This is a genomic window from Actinokineospora auranticolor, from assembly GCF_002934265.1.
Classification (GTDB): Bacteria; Actinomycetota; Actinomycetes; order Mycobacteriales; family Pseudonocardiaceae; genus Actinokineospora; species Actinokineospora auranticolor.
In genome coordinates, this window is record NZ_PTIX01000009.1 from 102,530 (window position 1) to 123,353 (window position 20,824).

19 protein-coding genes are annotated in these 20,824 nt (G+C 72.4%); 6 read left to right on the forward strand and 13 right to left on the reverse strand.

Annotated features, from left to right (window positions below; genetic code table 11):
• The first annotated feature begins 310 nt into the window (after positions 1–310).
• The 5 genes from CLV40_RS17930 (at position 311) to CLV40_RS17945 (ending at position 5,102) form a co-directional block, all read left to right on the forward strand.
• On the forward strand, positions 311–1,081 hold the full coding sequence (locus tag CLV40_RS17930) for a transposase family protein (protein ID WP_104480087.1): 771 nt from the start codon (positions 311–313) through the stop codon (positions 1,079–1,081).
• 392 nt (positions 1,082–1,473) lie between these two features.
• Positions 1,474–2,610, forward strand: a complete 1,137-nt coding sequence (locus tag CLV40_RS17935) for a lycopene cyclase family protein (RefSeq protein WP_245931353.1) — start codon at positions 1,474–1,476, stop codon at positions 2,608–2,610.
• A gap of 96 nt (positions 2,611–2,706) precedes the next feature.
• Positions 2,707–4,392, forward strand: a complete 1,686-nt coding sequence (locus CLV40_RS17940; RefSeq protein ID WP_104480088.1) for a bifunctional diguanylate cyclase/phosphodiesterase — start codon at positions 2,707–2,709, stop codon at positions 4,390–4,392.
• Positions 4,393–4,553: 161 nt separating this feature from the next.
• Positions 4,554–4,718 carry a hypothetical protein gene (locus CLV40_RS38095; protein ID WP_181043574.1) on the forward strand — a complete coding sequence of 55 codons (165 nt, stop codon included), beginning with the start codon at positions 4,554–4,556 and terminating at the stop codon, positions 4,716–4,718.
• Positions 4,719–4,739: 21 nt separating this feature from the next.
• Positions 4,740–5,102, forward strand: a complete 363-nt coding sequence (locus CLV40_RS17945; protein ID WP_146108090.1) for a hypothetical protein — start codon at positions 4,740–4,742, stop codon at positions 5,100–5,102.
• 451 nt (positions 5,103–5,553) lie between these two features.
• Here CLV40_RS17945 and CLV40_RS17950 read toward each other — a convergent pair whose 3' ends face one another.
• The 6 genes from CLV40_RS17950 to CLV40_RS17975 form a co-directional block, all read right to left on the reverse strand.
• Positions 5,554–8,250, reverse strand: a complete 2,697-nt coding sequence (locus tag CLV40_RS17950) for an ATP-binding protein (RefSeq protein WP_104480090.1) — start codon at positions 8,248–8,250, stop codon at positions 5,554–5,556.
• Positions 8,251–8,712: 462 nt separating this feature from the next.
• Positions 8,713–10,848: a M4 family metallopeptidase gene (locus CLV40_RS17955; RefSeq protein ID WP_104480091.1), complete on the reverse strand. Its 2,136-nt coding sequence runs from the start codon at positions 10,846–10,848 to the stop codon at positions 8,713–8,715.
• 155 nt (positions 10,849–11,003) lie between these two features.
• Complete coding sequence (glmS, locus tag CLV40_RS17960; protein WP_104480092.1) at positions 11,004–12,836, reverse strand: glutamine--fructose-6-phosphate transaminase (isomerizing); 1,833 nt, start codon at positions 12,834–12,836, stop codon at positions 11,004–11,006.
• A gap of 15 nt (positions 12,837–12,851) precedes the next feature.
• A complete protein-coding gene (locus CLV40_RS17965) occupies positions 12,852–13,121 on the reverse strand; it encodes a hypothetical protein (RefSeq protein WP_104480093.1) in 270 nt (89 codons plus the stop codon).
• Between the two features lie 67 nt (positions 13,122–13,188).
• Positions 13,189–13,824 (reverse strand): response regulator, encoded by a 636-nt coding sequence (locus CLV40_RS17970; RefSeq protein ID WP_104480094.1) that lies wholly within the window; start codon positions 13,822–13,824, stop codon positions 13,189–13,191.
• The gene (locus CLV40_RS17975; RefSeq protein ID WP_104480095.1) at positions 13,821–15,044 is read right to left on the reverse strand and encodes a sensor histidine kinase; all 1,224 of its coding nucleotides are present in this window, start codon (positions 15,042–15,044) and stop codon (positions 13,821–13,823) included. Before CLV40_RS17975 ends, CLV40_RS17970 begins: the two co-directional genes overlap by 4 nt.
• Positions 15,045–15,125: 81 nt before the next feature.
• Here CLV40_RS17975 and CLV40_RS17980 point away from each other — a divergent pair, with 81 nt between their 5' ends.
• Positions 15,126–15,506 carry a RidA family protein gene (locus tag CLV40_RS17980; RefSeq protein WP_245931354.1) on the forward strand — a complete coding sequence of 127 codons (381 nt, stop codon included), beginning with the start codon at positions 15,126–15,128 and terminating at the stop codon, positions 15,504–15,506.
• A 190-nt stretch (positions 15,507–15,696) separates the two neighbouring features.
• On the opposite strand, the gene mug is transcribed toward CLV40_RS17980, so the two are convergent.
• From mug to sufD, 7 genes are all read right to left on the reverse strand, one after another.
• Positions 15,697–16,251 (reverse strand): G/U mismatch-specific DNA glycosylase, encoded by a 555-nt coding sequence (gene mug / locus CLV40_RS17985; protein ID WP_245931355.1) that lies wholly within the window; start codon positions 16,249–16,251, stop codon positions 15,697–15,699.
• Positions 16,252–16,396: 145 nt separating this feature from the next.
• Positions 16,397–16,774, reverse strand: coding sequence for a metal-sulfur cluster assembly factor (locus CLV40_RS17990; RefSeq protein ID WP_104480098.1), 378 nt, complete (start codon positions 16,772–16,774; stop codon positions 16,397–16,399).
• Positions 16,771–17,217, reverse strand: coding sequence for a Fe-S cluster assembly sulfur transfer protein SufU (gene sufU / locus CLV40_RS17995; protein WP_104480099.1), 447 nt, complete (start codon positions 17,215–17,217; stop codon positions 16,771–16,773). The genes CLV40_RS17990 and sufU overlap by 4 nt, the downstream gene beginning before the upstream one ends.
• Entirely contained in the window at positions 17,217–18,494 is a 1,278-nt protein-coding gene (locus CLV40_RS18000; RefSeq protein ID WP_104480100.1) for a cysteine desulfurase, read from the reverse strand. Before CLV40_RS18000 ends, sufU begins: the two co-directional genes overlap by 1 nt.
• 49 nt (positions 18,495–18,543) lie before the next feature.
• On the reverse strand, positions 18,544–19,314 hold the full coding sequence (gene sufC, locus CLV40_RS18005) for a Fe-S cluster assembly ATPase SufC (RefSeq protein WP_104480101.1): 771 nt from the start codon (positions 19,312–19,314) through the stop codon (positions 18,544–18,546).
• Positions 19,315–19,347: 33 nt separating this feature from the next.
• A complete protein-coding gene (locus CLV40_RS18010) occupies positions 19,348–19,662 on the reverse strand; it encodes a non-heme iron oxygenase ferredoxin subunit (protein ID WP_104480102.1) in 315 nt (104 codons plus the stop codon).
• Complete coding sequence (sufD, locus tag CLV40_RS18015; RefSeq protein ID WP_104480103.1) at positions 19,659–20,822, reverse strand: Fe-S cluster assembly protein SufD; 1,164 nt, start codon at positions 20,820–20,822, stop codon at positions 19,659–19,661. Before sufD ends, CLV40_RS18010 begins: the two co-directional genes overlap by 4 nt.
• Positions 20,823–20,824 lie beyond the last annotated feature (2 nt).

Below are 20,824 nucleotides of genomic sequence, written 5' to 3' on the forward strand. Positions count from 1 at the left end.
CCGTCGGCCGGCCCCTTGAGCCCGCCCCGGCACGATCCTCCGCGAGGGGCGCTTCGCAGGCTCCGTCACCGCCCCCGCGCTTTCACTGCCGACGTCGACGCCGGCGCAGCCCCCGCCACTCCACTGGGGGGACAGCCCTGCTCCAGCTTATCGGCGGTGCGGGCTTTTCCTTGATGGGCGAGAAACTTGTGTACTTTTCATCGTGACGTCGCAGGTCACGGCGCGGACTGAGTGGGGGGAGAGTGGCGGGCGAAGCTCCCGGTAAGACAGCAGTCGACCAAGATCCGATGCCCCAACCGGGAGCCTCGCCGTGCTGTCTTACCCTGCCGCGATTCCGCTGTCCAACCACACCCTCGTCCACTTGGCCGATCTCATCCGCGCGGAGCGGACGCGACCTAGGTCCCGATGGCGTCGACTGGAACCCGGTCGCCAGGCACTGCTCGTACTTGCCCACCTGCGCAACGGTGACACCCACGCCCGCCTCGCGGTCGGATCCGGCATCTCCCACAGCACCGCCCGGCGCTACATCCGTGAAGCGGTGGACCTCCTCGCCGGCTCGGCCGAGGACCTCCGTGCCGCCGGCGAAAGGGCTGCCCGACTGGCCTACGCGGTCCTTGACGGCACCCTCGTTCCGATCGACCGCGTCGCCGACCAGAAGCCGTACTTCTCGGGGAAACACCGACGCCACGGCGTCAACGTGCAGATCCTCGCCGACCCGGCAGGGCGGTTGGTGTGGGCCTCGCCAGCCCTACCGGGCGCCGTCCACGACCCGACCGCAGCCCGCGCACACGGCTTGATCGACATGCTGACCACCAACGACGTCACCGCTTTCGCCGATAAGGCGTATCAAGGCGCGGGTGGCACGGTGCGCACTCCGTTCAAGCGCCACGCCACCCGGCAACGGCTCTCACGCGACCAGAACGCGGTCAACCGGGCACATGCCCGCATCCGCGCACTCGGCGAACGCGCCGTGTCGCTGCTCAAGGGCCGGAAGATCCTGCTCAAGCTCCGCTGCTGCCCACGCCGAGCCACCGCGATCGTCGTCCTGCACCATATCGAAACCTGCCGTCAACCACGATGAAAAGGGTTCACTGCTCGGGGGTATGTGGATAACCCGCGGAGTCGGGAAGTCGGCAAAAGATGATCTTAATGGGCGACCGACAGCGGGATTTGAGCTGGTGGGGCGGGATGCGCCTCGAGCCGGTGGGCCGGAGCGGAGGGCGGTGGAACTTGGACTGGGAGGAGTGGTCCGTGGACGAATCCGGCCTGTTGACAACGTGGCCCGGATCGGGCGGCGGGATGGGTCGCGGCGAGGTGTGGCCGAGACGGCTGCGTGGTGGGGGCGGAATACGTTCGCGAGGGCTGGCAGAGGAAGCGATCTGTACTTGTTCGGTGAGGTGAGAGGTCGACTCGGGTTGGCGGGGAAGCCGGCCGCGGGTGAGTCTGGGCGGAGGGGCGAGTGGAGGTGGGTCGGTGGAGCGGCTGGACGTCGTGGTGGTCGGGTCCGGACCGGCGGGGTGGGCGGTGGCGGCGGCGTGCGTTGGCGAGGGGCTGGCGACGGCCGTGGTGGGCCCCAAGGTCGGCGAGGTGTGGGGGTCGACCTTCGGGGTATGGGGTGATCAGGTCGACGGGCTCCCCATGGGCGCGAAGGTGAAGCGGGCCACCAAAGTGTGGGGATCCGGACGGGAGCTGCGAAGGGGCTACGCCGTGCTGGACAACCCCTCCGTGGTGGCGGCGTTCCGCGCCATCGGTGTCGTCGAGGTGGTGGACAAGGTCGTGACGGCCGAGTTCGGCCCTCGAGGGGCCACCGTGGTGTTGGGGTCGGGGCGGCGGGTCGCGTGCGCGGTCGTTGTCGACGCGAGTGGGTTTCGGCGGGTTCTGTCCGGGGGGCCCGTGCGGGGTACCCGGGTGGAGCAGACGGCCTACGGGGTTGTGGTGCGTTCCTCGGACGTCGGTCCTCCGGTCCATTCGGGTGAGGCGGTCTTCATGGACTGGGGGCTCCCCCCGACCTTCCTCTACGCCGTCCCGCTGCCCGGGGACCGCGTCCTGCTGGAGGAGACCTCCCTCGCCGCGCGCCCCGGGATCGGGTGGGGGGAGCTCAAGGACCGCCTCCACGCCCGGATCGGTCCGGTGTCGCCGCTGGCGGTGGAACGGGTCCGGTTCCCCCTCGACGTGCCCGCGACCCCGGTCCGCCACCGCGGCTGCGTTCCCTTCGGCGCCGCGGCGGGGATGGTGCACCCGGCCACCGGGTACAGCGTGGGCGACGTGCTCGCGACCGCCCCCCGGGTCGCCACCGCCATCGCGGCGGGGCTGGCGCGGGATCCGGTCACGGCGGCCGGGGCGGGGCGGGCCGCGGTGTGGTCGCCCGGGCCGCGGGTGGTGCACGCCCTGCGCCGGTACGGGTTGCGGGCGCTGCTCGGGCTGCCGCCGCGGCGGTTGCCCGAGTTCTTCGGCGCCTTCTTCGACCTCCCCGAACCGCTGCAGCGGGCCTACCTGAGCGAACGCGAGCGACCCCGGGAGGTCGCCGCGGCGATGCTCGGAGTTTTCCGGGCCGTCCCGTGGGAGATTCGCCGGAAGCTGTTGGTATCCCGACATTCCCCACCCGGATGACCAACGGCCCCACGGAGATCGTTATCCGAAACACACGAAGATGAACAGATGGTGACTAACTATCACCACAGCGCGATAGCCGGGCAAGATGACAGGGTGACCGTCGCGACGGATGTCAGCTTCGCCTTCCAGCCGTTGCTCAGCACCCGCACCGGGGAGCCCGTGGCCGTCGAGGCCCTGGCCCGCCCGCGCAGTGGTGACGTGTACGGCCTGCTGCGCTCCGCGGGACGGGCGGGACGGCTGGTGGAGACCGACATCTCGCTGGCCAGCCGGGCCGTCCTCGCCGCCGCCCGGCCGGACCCGCCGCTGCCGCTGCACGTCAACATCGTCGCGGCGACCGCCACCGCCGCCGAGGACCTGGCGCGGTTCCTGCGCCCCGCCCTGGCGCAGACCGGCCGCAAGCCCGCGGACGTGGTCCTGGAGATCACCCCGCCGTTCAGCCGGGTGCACCGCGCCGAGCTGATCAACGGGCTGGACGCGCTGCGCGCCGAGGGCTACCGCATCGCCTTCGACTCCCTCGGCGACGGCGACCTGCCGCTGTCGCTGCTCGCCGACGTCGGACCGGACCTGGTCAAGGTCGACGCGCACCTGGTCGCCGGGCTGCCGGACGACCCGGCGAGCCTCGCCGTGGTCGAGTGCCTCGCCCAGTACTGCACCCGGACCGGCGTCCGCCTCGCCGCGGTCGGGGTGGAGTCGGAGGACCAACTGCTCTGCCTCAACAGGCTCGGTGTCCGGCTGGCGCAGGGCAACCTGCTGGCCGGGGAGAGCCGCTCCGGCGGGATCTCGCTGCCGCTGCCGCGCCCGGTCGCGGAGATCATCGAGCTGAACGCCACCACCGGCGCGTCCACCGTGCCGCTGGTGTCGGACTACCTGCGCCCGGCCACCACGATGTCCGAGGAGGCCACCGCGGAGGACGCGCGGGCCACCTTCGCCGACGACCCGAAGGTCACCAGCGTGGTGCTGGTCGACGCGGAGGGCAGGCCGGTGAGCACGTTGCTGCGCAGCCGGTTCCTGCTCGCGGTCGCCGGTCTCTACGGGCACGCGCTCAACGCGAAGAAGCCCGCGGTGCGGCACGGCGACAACCCGCGCGCCATCCGCGCGGACGCGACCTGCCTGCAGCTGCTGGACCTGGTCGGCGAGGCCGACCACGACCGGCAGGGCGACGAGGTCGTGGTGGTCGACGCCGACCGGGTGTGCGTCGGCGTGGTGCGGCTGTCCGAGGTGGTGCGCGGGGTGGCCGAGGCCAAGATCGAGCAGGCCGCCGCGCTCAACCCGTTGACCCGGCTGCCCGGCAGCGAGGCGGTGGACCGCGACATCGACCGGCGGATCCACGCCGCGGAGATGTTCGTGGTGGCCTGGCTGGACGTGGACGCGTTCAAGCGGGTCAACGACACCGTCGGGTTCGCCGCAGGCGACGACCTGATCCGGCACATCGGCCGCGTCCTCTCCGACGCCGAGCGGGACCTGCCCGGCACCCGGGTGGCGCACGTCGGCGGCGACGACTTCCTGGTCGTCACCGACCTCGACGAGATCACCGCGCTGGCCTCCCGGCTGGTGGACCGGCAGTGGACGACGGAGAACATGGCCGTCACGGTGTCGCTGGCGTCCCTGGTGTGCGGGGTGGGCTCGGTGTCCTCCTACCGCGAGGCGTCGCGGCTGCTCGCGCCGCTCAAGCAGCGCGCGAAGGCCGTGCCGGGGTCGAGTTGGGTGCTCGGCCGCCCCGGCACCGACCGGATCGAGGTGCTGCGCGGCGCCCGCGCCCAACACGCCAGGGTGAGCTGAGAACCTCCACAAGACCTCCACGCCCGCGGCCCGCAGCCGCGGGCGTGGCGCGTTTCTGGGCACGACTCGCACGATTCCTCCACCACACCTCCACAGTGGACGGCCAACACTGTCCGGGGCCACCGCGTCTTCTCCGGTGGCACGAGGAGGAGGGGGTCTGGGTGGCTCGCACACCCGAACCGGACTGGTGGGCACCGACCGCGGTGTTGGCCGTGGGGTGCGCGACGACGCTGGTGGCCCTGGCCTCGGGCAGCGGGTTGTGCGCGGGCCTGCGGTGGTTGTTCGACCTCCTCGCCGCCTGGATCGACAGCGTCCGCCCACTGTGATGAGGGCGGGGAGGAGCACGTGTGCAGGACGTACGGCCGATGGCACCGGTCTACCAGTTCGAGGTCCGCAAGACGTACGAACCGTCGTGGTGGGCGCCGACGGTGTTGTTCGTCGTGGCGTGGGGGCTGGTGTTCTGGACGCTCGACAACCGGGCCGCGATCATCTGCGGTGGCAGCCCGACGGGCAACCTCACCATCTGGCTGCGCTACACGCTCGCGTTCTTCGCGCTGCTGCGCGCGGCCAAGCTGTTCCAGGAGTGGGGCGGCTGGCGTGCGGGGTTGACCTGCCGGATGGCCGCACTGGTCTTCCTGGCCTTCACCCTCGCCCACGACTGGCCACCGCTGCCGAACAAGGTCTGGTTCGCGCTCAACTGCTGGTACTGAACGGGATGGGGTGAAGAAGGCATGCGCGACACGTGGCCGCTGGTGGCGTCCGAACGACCGGGTCCTCGCGAAGTGCCTGTGGCGCTGAACGAGGAGGAGGACCACGTGGTCGAGTACGACCCGCCGTCCTGGTACCACTTGGCGTTCCGGTGGCGGGACCGCGACCCGAGTTGGTGGCGGCCCGTCCTGGTGCTGGTCGCGGGGTGGGCGGTGACGTTCTCCACGCTGGCCGACCCGGGGCCGGTCCTCTGCGGCGTGCCGTTCGGCGGGGTGGTGATGCTGCTCCGGTACTCGTTCACCGGCTACGCGACGCTGCCGGCCCTGCGGCGGCTGCGGGAGTGGGGCGGGCGGCCGGTCTCGCGGGCACGGCGGGCCTGCTCGCGTTCACGCTCACCCACACCTGGCCGCCGCTGCCGCACGAGGCGTACGCGACCGTCGTGTGCTTCCCCCTCTAATCCACCACAGTGGACAGTTCCGCGCGGTTGCGGATGCCCAGTTTGCGGTAGATGCGGGTCAGGTTCGCCTCCACCGCCTTGATCGACAGGTGCAGGGCCGCCGCGATCTGGCGATTGGTGGCACCCTCTCGCAACCTGCCGAGGATCTGGTTCTCCAGCTCGCTCAGTGGCGCGTCGGGAGCGTCCAGTTTGGACAGTTCGGCCGCGGCCAGCTCCACCCAGGGCAGGCAGCCCGCATCCGTGTACCGGCGCAGCGCCTCGGCGAAGGCCTCTCGCGCGGCGGCCTTGCGGCGGGCGCGGCGTTCCAGGGTCCCCAGGGTGAACCAGGCGCGGGCCAACTCCAGCGGGTACGGGTGTGCCTCCGGTAACGCCTCCCGCAGCGCGTCCGCCGCTGGGCGGGGGTGGCCGGAGACGGCCATCATCACGGCCGCGGCCCGGTCCAGCCCGAGGGTGACCACGGCGCGGCCCTGTGCGGCCACCCGGGCGCGGGCCGCGCGCAGCGCCTCTCGGGCCAGGTCCAGGCCGCCGGACAGCGCCAGGGATTCCGCCAGGTCGGCGTCGTGCAGGAACAGGGCGGGGTCGGTGAAGCCGATGTCGTGCAGGGTCCGCTGGCACTCCCCCAGGAGTCTGGCCGCGGTGGCGTGGTCGCCGCGCAGGATGGCGACGCGGCCGCGCAGGCCCAGCGCGTAGCCCGCCCACTCGCTGTCGCGGGCCTGTTCGTCCGCCTCGGACGCGCGGGCCAGCAGGTCCGCCGCCAGGTCGAGGCTGCCGGTGTTCAGCTCGGCGAGCGCGCGCATGGTCAGACCGATGCCGGGGTGCCGGTCGACGTCGACCCGCAGCGACGCGCCGAGGAGGGCGACGCGGCGGGCCTCGGCGCAGCGGCCCGCGCGCTCGTAGGCGGAGGTGAGCGAGTACAGCACGGCGATCAGGTCCCGGACCCGCCCCGACGACTCGGTTTCGCGGCGCAGTTCCTCCAGCCGCTCGACGGCAGCGGCGACCTCGCCGCGGCGCAGGCTGATCACCGCGAGGTAGACCCGGGAGAACACCACCGGTTCCGACAGCGGGGCGCCGGTAACCCGGGCCGCCAGCCTGCCCAGCAGGTCCGACTCGACCTCGGGCCCGGCCACCGCGGCGAACGGGATGCGCATGATCAGCGACCGGACGGGCAGCGTCGGGTCGTCGGCGAGCGCGGCGAGCCGGTCGGCCTCGTCGAGCCGGGCCTGGGCCTCGGTGACCTGACCGAGGTGGGTGCTCACCTCGGCGCGGCGCAGCAGCACCGACGCCAGCAGCGTCGGGTCGTCGCCCGCGTCGGCGACCACCTCGTCGAGCAGCCCGGCGGCGGCGACGATGTCGCGCCCGGCCAGGTCGAACAGCAGCAACCGGGCCCACGCCCTGGTGGTGCCCGCCGCGGTGCGCAGCAGCGCCTGGCACAGGTCGGCGGCGGTCGCGCTGAGCCCGGCCGCGGCGGCGGCGCGTGCGGCGGCCAGCAGCCGCGCGGCCCGCTCCCCCGGCTCCGGCGTGCGCTCGGCGGCCAGCCGCAGCAGGTCGGCGGCGCTGCCGGGGGCACCGCGGGACACCGCGAGCGCCGCCGCCTCGACCAGGTCGGCGGCGATCGGCGCGTCCGGGCGGGCGGTGGCCAGCGCGCGGTGCCGGGCCCGTTCGATCGGGTCGGACACCGCCGCGGCCAGCACGGCGTGCGCGGCGGTCCGCTGGTCCGCGGTGGCCTCGGCGGCGACGATCTCGCCGAGCAGCGGGTGGCTGAACCGCAGCCCGCCGTCGTGGTCGGCGACCAGCACCCCGGCGGCGCGCGCGGCGGCCAGCCCGGGGTCGCCCAGCGGCACGAGGTCCAGGCCGGGCCGCACCGCGACAGTCACCAGCCGCAGGACGTCCCAGGCCCGGTCGGGCAGCGCGGCGAGCCGGGCGCAGACCAGTTCGCGCAGCCTGCCGGGCACCGGCAAGGGCTCGTCCTCGGGCACCGAGCCGCCGTGGCGCAGCAGCGCGCGGCCCAGTTCCAGGGCGTAGAGCGGGTTACCGCCCGCGGCCCGGCCGACGCGGGCGGCGGTGGCGGGCGGCAGCGGGTCGTCGAGCCGGGTGCGCAGCAGTTCGCCGAGCGACTCGAGGTCGATGCCCGGGACCTCGACCTCCAGCGGCGGCGCCGGGGACAGGTCGGCGCGGGTCGGGTCGCCGTCGCCGCACTCGGCGAGCAGCACGACCACGGGGTGGTCGCCGAGCCTGCGCGCGGCGAAGGCCAGCACGTCGGCGCTGGGCTGGTCGAGCCACTGGGCGTCGTCGACGACGAGCAGCAGCGGGCCGTCGTCGGCGAGGCCGCGCAGCAGGTCGACCACGGCCAGGCGCAGCGCGAGCGGGTCGACCGGGTGCGCGGCGGGGGCGCGCAGCAGCGCGGTGTCCAGTGCGGACCGCAGGTGGTCGGGCAGGCACGCGGCGCGTTCGGCGAGGACCTTGGCCAGCAGGTCGTAGAGGGCCACGTGCGGCAGGTCGCGGTCGGCGGCGGCGGGGCGGGTGCGCAGCACGTGCGCGTAGTCGGGGCGGACCTGGTCGAGGAGGGTGCCGAGCAGCAGGGACTTGCCGATGCCGGACGGGCCGTGCAGGAGCACACCGCGGCCGTCGGCGAGCGCGCCGAGGCAGCGGGAGAGCAGTGCGGTCCGGCCGAGGACCGGGGGTGCGGCCGACATAAGCCGAGAACGTACCCAACGCCCGGTTGCCCGGACGAGGCGCAAGTCACACGAATTTCTCGCCGTCGCGGCGTGTAACCGTCCACCCGCGACAGAGCGACGGGCGGTTGTCGTGCTCGATCGCCGGTTCCAGCGGGGCTGGTCGGTGGCGCGAGGTCAGGCACCCAACGGCTTCTCGGAGTGTCCGATATCACCCCACATCGGACCAAAGGGGTCGGACAACGCGATCCGCCAGCCGGACAAAGCGGTCGGAATGTGCGAAGTGGACGGCCGACCGCCGGGAAAGTCTACGGGTGGAAAACTTCCGACCCGGGCCGGACAACCCGGGAAGCCTGTCCTGACTGGGAATGGGAACGCGCGGGCGAAGCCGCGGCGGTCCGGCGCAGTGGTCCCGGGCCGCCGCGGCCGTTCCCCGGCTCCGGGCGGGGCCACACCGCCGGAGCCGGGGAACGGGTCAACCGATCAGCCGAGGCTGACGTCGTCGAGCAGGAAGTTGGTCGCCAGGTAGGCGTCCTCCACGCCCGCGAACCGCAGGGTCACGGTCTGCCCCTTGTAGGCGGACATGTCGAGCGTGCGCTCGACGTAGCCGCTGCTGGCGTTCGCGTTGGAGTACGTCACCTTGGTGGTGCCGTTGACCTGGACCTTGAGCGTGTCGTACGCCGTGGTCCCGGTCTCCTGCGTGGTGACCTTCAGCCAGTACCGCAGGGTCGGGGTGCCCGAGGACGGGACCGTCACCTGCTGGCTGATCGCCTCGTTGGCGGTCGAGCCGTTGCCGAGCAGCCAGGCGTAGTACGAACCGGTGCGCGCGGTCTGCTGCGTGCTGTTGGTGACCACGGCCTGCTCCGACCACCCGGTCTGACCGGACTCGAAACCGCCGTTGGTGATGGCGTTGCCGGTCGGCGGCGTGGTCGGGCCCGTCGTGGTCGTCGTCGGACCGGTGGGGCTGGTGGTGCTGGTCGGCGGGGTGGTGGTCCCGGGGTTCGGCAGCGCGGTGCCGACGCTGACGGCGGCCCACGCGACGCTGGTCAGGTACCGCTCCTGGCTGTTGGTGCCGTACAGGTCCGCGGCGGCCTGCAGGGTCGCGGTGCGCGCCCCGGCGTAGTTGGTCGTCGAGGTCATGTACGTGCTCAGCGCGCGGTAGAAGATCGCCGCGGCCTTGTCCTTGCCGATACCCGCGAAGGTGGTGCTGTTGCAGGTGCCGCCGGTGTGCGAGAGCCCGCCGATGGTCTTGCTGCCGGTGCCCTCGGACGCCAGGTAGAACCAGCGGTTGCCGATGCCCGACGAGTAGTGCACGTCGACCTGGCCCGCGGTGGAGCGCCAGCAGCCGAGGCTGGAGCCGTCCGCGGCCGGGTTGTCCATCCGGCGGAAGTAGCCGGTGGGCATGCGCAGCTTCTCGCCGATGTAGTAGTCACCCGGGTCGTTGGGGTTGTTCGCGGAGAACTCGACCATGGTGCCGAAGATGTCGCTGGCGGACTCGTTGAGGCCGCCGGACTCGCCGGAGTAGTTGAGGTTCGCCGTGGCCGCGGTGACGCCGTGGGTCATCTCGTGGCCGACCACGTCGATCTCGGTCAGCGGGGTGTTCTGGTTCTGCGAGCTGCCGTCGCCGAAGACCATGCAGAAGCAGGAGTCGTCGTAGAAGGCGTTGAGCAGGCCCGATCCGATGTGGACGTACATCGTGTGGCCCTGGCCGTTGTTGCGGATGCCGTTGCGGCCGTAGGTGTTCTTGTAGAAGTCCCAGGTCTTCGCCAGGCCGTAGTACGCGTCCACGGCGATGGTCTGGCGGTTGCTGAGCTGGCCGTTGCCCCACACGTTGTCGGCGTCGGTGTAGGCGGTGGCGCGCGACGACGGGCTGTTCTCGGAACCGCCGTTGCCGTCGAGCACCCGGGTGTTGCCGCGGCTGGCGTCGGTCAGGGTGTAGTTGCCCGAGCTGCCGCTGGTGGTGATGTCGACGGTGCCGACGTGGTAGCCGTTGCCGGTCGCCTCGTGCCGCTTCTCCCAGCGGTCGAGCAGCGCGCCGGACGCGGCGTCGGTGACGACGACCTCGGCGCCCGCACCTTCCACGGTGGTGCGGTAGGCCAGGACCGGCTTGCCCTTCGCCGCGTAGACGATCAGTTCCGGCTTCGCGGCGCCGGTCTTGTTCTCCGCGGTGAGCGCGGGCGCGGCGGCGGCGGCGCGGGTGGCGGCGATCGCGGGCGTCGTGGTCGCGACGCTGATCGTCTCACCGCTGGCCTTGTCCACGGTGTTGACGCGGCCGTCGGCCGCCCGGTGCACCACGAGGTCGCCGCCGAGGACCGGCAGCTTGTCGTAGGTGCGGTCGTAGCGGACGTGGCGGGTGCCGTCGGTGTCGACGACCACGTCCTTGGCGACCAGCTTCTCCTTGGCGCCCAGGCCCAGGAGGCGGGCCGTGGAGTCGGCTTCACCGCTGGCGCGGTCCAACTCCGCGGCCCGCGCCTGCGGGCTCAGCGCGGCGGCACCCCGAGTGGTGCTCGCGGCTTGGTCTTGCGCGGCGCCGGCCTGGCTGGCGGCCACCCCGATGACCACACCACCCACCGCCGTCGCCACCGCGGTCGCGGCCGCGACCACAGCTTTGCGTGACATGAGTTTTCTCCTCCACCGGACCCGTTAGGACAGGGACCCGGGTCCACGGTGGTGGACCCGGGCTGGCGGGCCGGTGCGGCGAAACTAAGTGGCCGTGCGCACCGTGAAAAACACCACGGGGGATGCGCAAGGGTCACACAAGGGTCCCCCGGGGTTCACTCGACAGTGACGCTTTTGGCTAGATTGCGCGGTTTGTCGATATCGCGGCCGAGCGCCTTGGCGGTGTGGTACGCCAGGAGCTGCAAGGGGATCGTCAGCAGGATCGGGTCCAGTTCGGGCTCACCGCGCGGCACCCGGATGACCTCGTCGGCCAGGCCGTCGGGCAGGTCCGCGTTGGTGACCGCGATGACGGGGCCGCCGCGCGCGCGGATCTGCTCGATGGTGCCGATGTTCTTGGTCAGCAGCTCGTCGTCGGGGACGATCACGACGCTCGGCATCTCGGCGTCGATCAGCGCCAGCGGGCCGTGCTTGAGCTCCGCGGCCTGGTACGCCTCGGCGTGCACGTACGAGATCTCCTTGAGCTTCTGCGCCCCCTCGCGCGCGACGGGCCAGCCGCGCACGCGGCCCAGGAAGAACATGTGCCGCGCGTCGGCGAACCGCTTGGCGATCCGCTCGATCTCCGCGTCCTCGGCCACGATCCGCGCGACCCGCTCCGGCAGCGCGCGCAGCCCGGCGACGATCCGCTGGCCGGAGGCGGCGCTCAGGTCGCGGACCCGGCCCAGCAGCAGGCCGAGCATCGCGAAGGACACCGTCATGTTGGTCAGCGCCTTGGTGGAGGCCACCGACACCTCGGGGCCTGCGTGCAGGAACACGCCGCTGCCGCACTCGCGCGCGATGGCGCTGCCGACGACGTTCACCGCGCCGATCACCCGGCCGCCCTTGCGGCGCAGCTCCTGCACCGCGGCCAGGGTGTCGAGCGTCTCGCCGGACTGGCTGATCGCCACGTAGAGCGTGTCCGGGTCGACGACCGGGTTGCGGTAGCGGAACTCCGAGGCCGGTTCGGCGTCGGCGGGGATGCGGGCCAGCTCCTCGACCAGCGTCGCGCCCATCTGCCCGGCGTAGTAGGCGGAGCCGCAACCGAGGAACTTGACGCGCTTGATCGCGCGCAGCGCCATCGGGTCCAGGCCGAGGCCGCCCAGGTGCGCGGTGGCGAAGCGCTCGTCGAGGCGGCCCGCGAGCGCCCGGGCGATGGCCTCGGCCTGCTCGGCCATCTCCTTGCGCATGAAGTCGCTGTGCCCGCCCAGCTCGTAGTCGTCGGCGACCAGGTCGACGGTGGTGGGCTGCTTGCTGGTGGTGCGCCGCGAGTCCAGCGTGGACGTGCGGTACTCCCCCGCCGTCAGGGTGGCGAGCTCGCCGTCGTCGAGGAACACCACGCGCTGGGTGTGGTGCACGAGCGCGGCCACGTCGGAGGCGACGAACATCTCGCCGTCGCCGACGCCGAGCACGATCGGGCTGCCGTTGCGGGCGACCACCAGCTCGTCGGGGCGGGTGCGGTCGAGCACGACGAGCCCGTAGGTGCCCTCGACGCCGCGCAGGGCGGCGCGAACGGCGTCCTCCAGCGTCGGCGCGCCTGCCAGCTCAGCGGCGACCAGGTGGGCCAGCGCCTCGGTGTCGGTGTCGGAGACCAGCTCGACGCCGTCGGCGACCAGCTTCGCGCGCAGCGCCTCGGCGTTCTCGATGATGCCGTTGTGCACCACCGCGATCCGGCCCTCGGCGTCCAGGTGCGGGTGCGCGTTGCGGTCCGACGGCTCACCGTGGGTGGCCCAGCGGGTGTGCGCGATGCCGGTGGTGGCCGGGCTGGGCGCGGACTCGGCGAGCCGGTCGCGCAGGTCGCGGACCCGGCCCTCGGTCTTGGTCACGGTGATCCGGCCGCGGCGCAGCACCGCGACCCCGGCGGAGTCGTACCCCCGGTACTCCAGCCGGTGCAGGCCCTCGACGAGGACCGGGGTGGCCGCGCGGCCACCGATGTATCCGACGATCCCACACACGTGCGTGCTGCTCCCTTACCCGTAGACGATGCGGCGCAACTGGCGTTCGCTCAGCGCGGGCGCGGCGACCGGTCGGGCGGCCAGTTCGGCGGCCACCCGGGTCCAGATCTGGGCGTTGCGGTACTGCCCGCGCCGCAGCTCGGCGTGCCTGCGCCGGACGTAGTCCTCGACGGTCTCGCCGAAGTAGGCCACGATGTCGGCGACGACCCGCGCGGCCACCTCCGGGGACAACCCGGTGGTACCCGCGACGTGCCGGACGAGGTCCGGCGGCGGTGACTCGGTCACGCCAGACCTTGACACCCGAGAAGCTCGATGGGCAAGTTTCCTGCCCGATTTCGGGCAGGAAACTGGGTCAGCTGGGGGTGACGAACCCGGACTCGTAGGCCGCGATCACCGCCTGTGTCCGGTCGCGCGCGCCGAGTTTCGCCAGCACGTTGCCCACGTGCGTCTTGACCGTCTGGAGGGTGACGAACAGCCGCTCGGCGATCTCGGCGTTGGACAGGCCGGTCGCCATCAGCCGCAGCACCTCGGCCTCGCGCTCGGTGATGCCCGCGAGCCGCTTGTGCGCGGTGCCCCGGCCCGCGGCCAGGGCCCGGATGGCGGCCGGGAACAGCAGCGACTCCCCCTCGGCGACGACCCGGATCGCGCGCACGATGTCGGCGGCGCGGGTGCGCTTGAGCAGGAACCCGCTCGCGCCGACGCGCAGGGCGTCGTAGACGTAGTCGTCGTTCTCGAAGGTGGTGACGACGATGACCTTGGGCGGGTCGGGGTGGGCGACGAGCCGCCGGGTGGCGTCGATGCCGTCGACGCCGGGCATGCGCACGTCCATCAGCACGACGTCCGGGGCCAGGTCGGCGACCAGGGCGGGCACCTCGGCGCCGTCGGCCGCCTCGCCGACGACGCGCAGGTCGGGCTCGGTGTCGATGATCATCCGCAGGCCGGTGCGGATCAGGTCCTCGTCGTCGACGAGCAGCACGGTGGCGGTCACGCGTACCGCCCGAGGGGGAGCCGGACCCGGACGACCCAGCGGCCGTCCTCGGGCCCGGCGGTGATGTGCCCGCCGAGCACCTCGACCCGTTCGCGCATGCCCACCAGTCCCTGTCCGCCACCCGCGCGCGGCGCGCGGACCCGGTCGCCGATCGGGTTGTCGATCTCCAGCTCGACCTCGGCGCCGACGTCGAGCCGCAGTCCCACCGGGACGGTACCGGCGTGGCGCAGCGCGTTGGTCAGGCACTCCTGGACGATCCGGTACGCCTCCCGGGAGACGGCGGCGGGTGGGGCGTCGAGGTCGCCCGCGAGGTCGGCCGTGACCTCGGCGCCCGCGAGCCTGGTGCGCTCGAGGAGGCCGGGGAGGTCTTTGAGGGTCCACTGTGGAGTCTTGGTTGCCGGGTCGGCGGCGCGCAGCAGGCCCAACACGTGGTCGAGGTCGGCAACGGCGGAACGCGCGGAGTCCTCGATGGCGGCCAGCGCGCGTTCGACGAACTCGGGTTCGGTGTCCAGCACCCGCCGGGCCGCGGCGGCCTGCACGGTGACCACGCTGAGCGCGTGGCCGACGGAGTCGTGCAACTCCCGTGCGAGTCGGTTGCGCTCGGCCAGTTGTCCGGCCCGGTGTTCCAGCCAGGCCAGCCGCTCGTGGGTGGAGGGGCCGAGCAGCCGCGGCGCGGCGCGGGTCAGCGCCGCGCCACCGAGGGTGGCCAGGTGGAAGATCAGCAGCACGGCCCCGATGCCCACGAACGGCACCCAGGCGGCCTGCCAGCCGTCACCGAAGCGGAGCGGGCCGCCGAGGAAGTTCAGCTCGCCGGTGTAGGGGACGGTGAACGCGACCACGGCGGCGGGCGGCACGGCGAGGGTGAGGCCGCTGACGATGGCGCCGGTGACGAGGTGGGCCAGGAACCAGAGGGCGAAGCGCCACCGGGCCGACCAGGACGGGGCGGGGGCCTGTTCGGGAACCTTGTCCCCCAACAGTTCCCGCGCCGCCGCCACCTCGACCACCCGGACGGCGGGGATGAACGCGATGACGACCACGAACAGCAGGGAGAGCAGGCTGGTCAGCGGGACCACCAACCACATCGGCCAGCCGGTGGTGGCGGGCGGGATCACCGTCCCGGCGGCGAAGGCGCAGGGGGTGAACAGCGCGCCGCCGAGCACGAGGTGCGCCCACCGGCGGTAGGTGCGGGTCTGGAAGACGGGCCCCAGTAGTCCTGCCATGGGTTCGATCGTGACAGGCCCGCGGTCGCGGCGACTCCCGCTCGAGGACGATTCGGCAGGGCTACCATCGCCGGGGTGGAGATGATCACGCATAGCCCGACCGAGGGTGTTTACCCGGCCACCGCCGACTACGCGCACGCGGTGGAGGTGCGTGGGGCGGAGCGGTTGTTGTTCGTGGCGGGGACGATGGGGTTGGACGCGGCGGGGCGGCCCGGGGCGGGGTTGGCGGAGCAGTTGGACCTGATCTGGGACAACATCCGGGCGATCCTGGCCTCCGCCGGGATGACGGTGGACAACATCGTCCGGCTGACCAGCTACCTGGCCGACCCCGACCACGCCGAGGCGAACGCGGCGGCGCGGGTCGCCGCGTTGGGCGGCAGGCCGGTGCCGACCACGGCGATCGTGGCGCGGACGCTGGTGCGCGAGTGGCTGGTGGAGATCGAGGTCATCGCGGCGGGCTGAGGGGGCGGTCGCTCGCGCCGAGGACGGCGGAAGGACGTGGCGGCAAAGGAAGCGGCCCGGTGGGAGTGTTGGCCGGGCAACAGCGGTCAAAGCCGCCATCGCGGTGAGTCGATGGGCTCGACCCGGTGGCGAACGCGGCGGGTGGGCAAGGCGGGTTGGTGGCCTGGGGGCGAGCCGAGGGGCGTCCGCGTCATCGCGCGTGGGTGTGGGTGGCGGTGCGGAGTTCGGCGAACTTGGTGGCGAAATCCGGCAGTTGGTAGTGGGCGTTGAGGCCGCTGGGGTTCGGCAGGACCCAGACCCTGGCCGACTCCAGGGGTTCCGGCTGTTCGCCGAGTACCGCCTTCGGCTCGCCGAACGCGGTTCGGTAGGCCGTCACGCCGACCACCGCGAGGATGTGGGGGACGTGCTCGGCGACCAGCTTCCGCAGGCGGATGCCGCCCTCCGCCAGCTCGTCGTCGGTCAGCTCGTCCGCGCGGGCCGTGGCGCGGGCGACGAGGTTGGTGACGCCCAACCCGAAGTCCGGCAGCAGGTCCTGCTCGTCCGGCCGCAGCAGGCGGGGGGTGAGGCCGGACAGGTGCAGGGCGGGCCAGAACCTGTTGCCCGGTCTGGCGAAGTGGTGGCCGGTGGCCGCGGCGTACAGGCTCGGGTTGATCCCGCAGAACACGATATCGAGGCCGGGGGCGATGACGTCGGGAATGGTCTGGTCCTTTGCCGCGGCAAGCTCGGCGCGCGTGGGTCGGGGCACGCCCATCATGGGACCACTCGGGTGATCATCTCGGCTACCGGCGAAGGTTGTGCGGGGCGGGTTCCCCGAGGTGTGACGCCGCTCGCTTAGCGGACCCCGGGGTGGATCGTCTACAAACGGGGACGATCCACCCCGAGGCGGCGAACTAGACCGTGAAACCGAGGGCGCGCAGCTGTTCGCGGCCGTCCTCGGTGATCTTCTCCGGGCCCCACGGCGGCATCCAGACCCAGTTGATCCGGAAGTCGTCCACCAGGCCGCCGCCGGTGAGGGCGGCGCGGGTCTGGTCCTCGATCACGTCGGTCAGCGGGCAGGCGGCCGAGGTGAGGGTCATGTCGATGGTGGCGGTGTTGTCGTCCTCCACCCGGATGTCGTAGACCAGACCGAGGTCCACCACGTTGATCCCCAGCTCGGGGTCGACCACGTCGCGCATGGCCTCCTCGAGGTCGTCGAGGGTCGCCAGGTCCGCCCGCGGCTGCTGGTCGGTCATCCCCGCGGCACCGCGCTGGACTTCTTCTGCACTCATCGGCTTGTCTCCTCAGCAGCCTTGGCGGCGGCGTCCTTGAACGCCATCCACCCCAGCAGGGCGCACTTCACCCGGGCCGGGTACTTGGCCACGCCCGCGAAGGCGATGCCGTCCTCCAGCACGTCCTCGTCCGGCTCGACCGCGCCCCTGGCGTGCATCAGCTCCTGGAACGCGTCGAACTTCGCCAGCGCGTCAGCCAGGGACCGGCCCACCACCAGGTCCGTCAGCACCGACGTGGACGCCTGGCTGATCGAACAGCCCTGCCCCTCGTACGACACGTCCGCGACCGTGCCGCCGTCGAGCCGCACCCGCAGCGTCACCTCGTCGCCGCAGGTCGGGTTGACCTGGAACGACTCGGCGTCGAACGGGTCGCGCAGGCCGCGGCCGTGCGGGTTCTTGTAGTGGTCCAGGATGATCTCCTGGTACATCTGCTGCAGCTGCATCAGGCCACCCCGAAGAAGCGCTTGGTCTCCCGCACGCCCGCCAGGAACGCCTCGACGTCGGCCAGGTCGTTGTAGACGTAGAAGCTGGCCCGCGCCGACGCGGGGACGCCGAGGCGCCGGTGCAGCGGCCACGCGCAGTGGTGCCCGACCCGCACGGCCACGCCCTGGTCGTCGAGGACCTGGCCGACGTCGTGCGGGTGGATGCCGTCCACCACGAACGACACCGCGCCGCCGCGGTCCACCCCGTCGGCCGGGCCGACCACCCGCACGCCCGGGATCTCGGCGAGCCCGTCCAGCGCGGCGACGGTGAGCGCGTGCTCGTGCGCGGCCACGCGGTCCATGCCCAGCGCCGACAGGTAGTCCACGGCCGCGCCGAGCCCCACCGCCTGCGAGGTCATCGGCGTGCCCGCCTCGAACCGCTGCGGCGGCGGGGCGAACGTCGACCGCGCCATCTCGACCGTCTCGATCATCGAGCCACCGGTGAGGAACGGCGGCAGCGCCGCAAGCAGCTCACGGCGCCCGTAGAGCACGCCGAGCCCGTACGGGCCGAGCATCTTGTGGCTGGAGAACACCGCGAAGTCCACGCCGAGCGCAGCGAAGTCGACCGGCGAGTGCGGCACCGACTGACAGGCGTCGAGCACGGTCAGCGCGCCGACCTCCCGCGCCTTGGCGACCAGTGCCGCGACCGGGTTGACCGTGCCGAGCACGTTGGACTGGTGCGTGAACGCCAGCACCTTCGTCCTCGGCGTGACCAGCGAGTCCACATCGGACAGGTCCAGCCTGCCCTCGTCGGTGACGGCGAACCAGCGCAGGGTCGCCCCGGTGCGCTGCGCGACCTGCTGCCACGGCACCAGGTTCGCGTGGTGCTCCATCTCGGTGACCACGATCTCGTCACCGGGGCCGAGCACGAACCGCGCCGCCTCCGGGCCCGCGGTGGCCGCGTTGCCCATCGCGTACGCCACGAGGTTGATCCCCTCGGTGGCGTTCTTGGTGAACACCAGCTCGTCGGCGGAGGTGCCGACGAACGCCGCGATCCGCGCGCGGGCGGACTCGTAGGCGTCGGTGGCCTCCTCGGCGAGCTGGTGCGCGCCCCGGTGCACGGCCGCGTTGTGCGTGGCCAGGAACGCGCGCTCGGCGTCGAGCACCTGGTTCGGGCGCTGCGAGGTGGCCCCGGAGTCCAGGTACACCAACCGCTTGCCGTCGCGGACGGTGCGGCTCAGGATCGGGAAGTCGGCGCGCAGGGCGTCGACGTCCAGCGGTGCGGTCACGGCGGTCACTTCGACCGGCCCCCCTTCTGGATCGACTTCTAACCCGACTACAACGCGATCAGACGCCCGCGGCTTCCGGCGAACCGGTGTACTTCACGTAACCCCCGGCCTCGAGCTGGTCGGCCAGCTCCGAGCCGCCGGACTCGACGATGCGGCCACCGGCGAACACGTGCACGAAGTCCGGGGTGATGTGCCGCAGGATGCGGGTGTAGTGGGTGATCAGCAGCACGCCGGACTCGCCGGACGCGCGAAACCGGTTGACGCCCTCGGACACCACGCGCAGCGCGTCCACGTCGAGGCCGGAGTCGGTCTCGTCCAGGATGGCGATCTTCGGGTTGAGCAGGGCCAGCTGCAGGATCTCGTGGCGCTTCTTCTCACCGCCGGAGAAGCCCTCGTTGACGCTGCGCTCGGCGAAGGCGGGGTCGATCTCCAGCTCCTTCATCGACTCCTTCACCTCCTTGACCCAGGTGCGCAGCTTCGGCGCCTCGCCGCGCACGGCGGTGGCCGCGGTGCGCAGGAAGTTCGACATCGACACGCCCGGCACCTCGACCGGGTACTGCATCGCCAGGAACAGGCCCGCGCGGGCCCGCTCGTCGACGCTCATCTCCAGCACGTCCTCGCCGTCGAGGGTGACCGAGCCGCCGGTCACCTCGTACTTGGGGTGGCCCGCGACGGCGTAGGACAGGGTGGACTTGCCGGACCCGTTCGGGCCCATGATCGCGTGGGTCTCGCCTGCCCGGACGGTCAGGTCGACGCCCTTGAGGATCTCCTTGGCACCGTCGTCGGTGGCGACCGAGACGTGCAGGTCCTTGATCTCCAGGGTGGCCATGGTGGTTGCTTCTCCAGTCGGGTGTGGCGAAAGTCAGTTCAGTTTCCGGGTGACGTCGACCAGGACGTCGTCGCCGTCGACGGTGACCGCGTACACGTCGACGGGTTCGGTCGCGGGCGGCGCGGAGGGGGCGCCGGTGCGCAGGTCGAAGCACGACCCGTGCAGCCAGCACTCCAGACCCCTGCGGGTCAGCTCCCCCTCCGACAGCGCGACCGCGGCGTGCGAGCACTCGTCGCGCAGGGCGTGGACCTCGTCACCGCGGCGCACCAGCACCACGGCGACGCCGTCCACCTCGACCGCGAGCGGCTTGTCGACGTCCAAATCGGACAGTCCACAAGCCCGCGTCATACCCCGACGGCTTCCAGTTCGGCCTCGATCGCGGCCTCCAAGCGCTCGCGCACCTCGGGGACCTGGATCTTCATCAGCAGTTCGTGGAAGAAGCCGCGCACGACCAGCCGCCGCGCCTGCGCCTCCGGGATGCCGCGGGCCTGGAGGTAGAACAGCTGCTCGTCGTCGAAGCGGCCGGTCGCGCTGGCGTGGCCCGCCCCGGCGATCTCGCCGGTCTCGATCTCCAGGTTCGGCACCGAGTCGGCGCGGGCGCCGTCGGTGAGCAGGAGGTTGCGGTTGAGCTCGTAGGTCTGCGTGCCCTCGGCCGCCGCGCGGATCAGCACGTCGCCAACCCAAACTGTGTGCGCGGCTGTGTCATCGGCCCCCCCACCGCCTTGCAGAGCGCCCTTGTAGACCACGTTGGACGTGCAGTTGGGCACGGCGTGGTCGACGAAGGTGCGGTGCTCGAAGTGCTGGCCCGCGTCGGCGAAGTAGAGCCCGTTCAGCTCGACCTCGGCGCCCGGACCGGCGAAGGCCGCGGTCGGCGAGACCCGGACGACGTCGCCGCCGAGGGTGACCGCCGTGTGCCGCAGCACCGCGTCGCGCCCGATCTTGGCGTGGTGCGCCGAGACGTGCACCGCGTCGTCCGCCCAGTCCTGGATGGACACCACGGTGAGCTTCGCGCCGTCGGCCAGCACGAACTCCACGTTGTCGGCGTACACACCGGAACCGCGGTGGTCGAGCACGACCACGGCCTCGGCGAACGCCTCGGCGCGGACCTGCACGTGCCCGTAGGCGACCTTGCCCGCGCCCGGACCGGTCACCGTGACGGTGGTCGGCCCCGACGCGCGGGTCTCCTTGGCCACGGTGAGCACCGTGGCCGCGGTGAACGAGCTGTACGCCTGGGCCGCGACCCGGTCGGCGGGCACGCCGCCCTGCCCGAGCCGCGCGTCCCCGCGCGCCACCGACTCCACGGTGACCTCGGCGGGCGCGTCGACCTCGACCGACGCCGCCCCCGACGCGGCCGCACCGGTGTGCAGGCCTGCCAACCGCTTCATCGGCGTGAAGCGCCAGATCTCCTCGCGCCCGCCCGGCACCTCGAAGGCGTCGACGTCGTACGAGGTGAACCACTCCGCCCGAGACGACTCGGGAGCGGCCTTCTTCTCAACAGCGGCGGTCATGT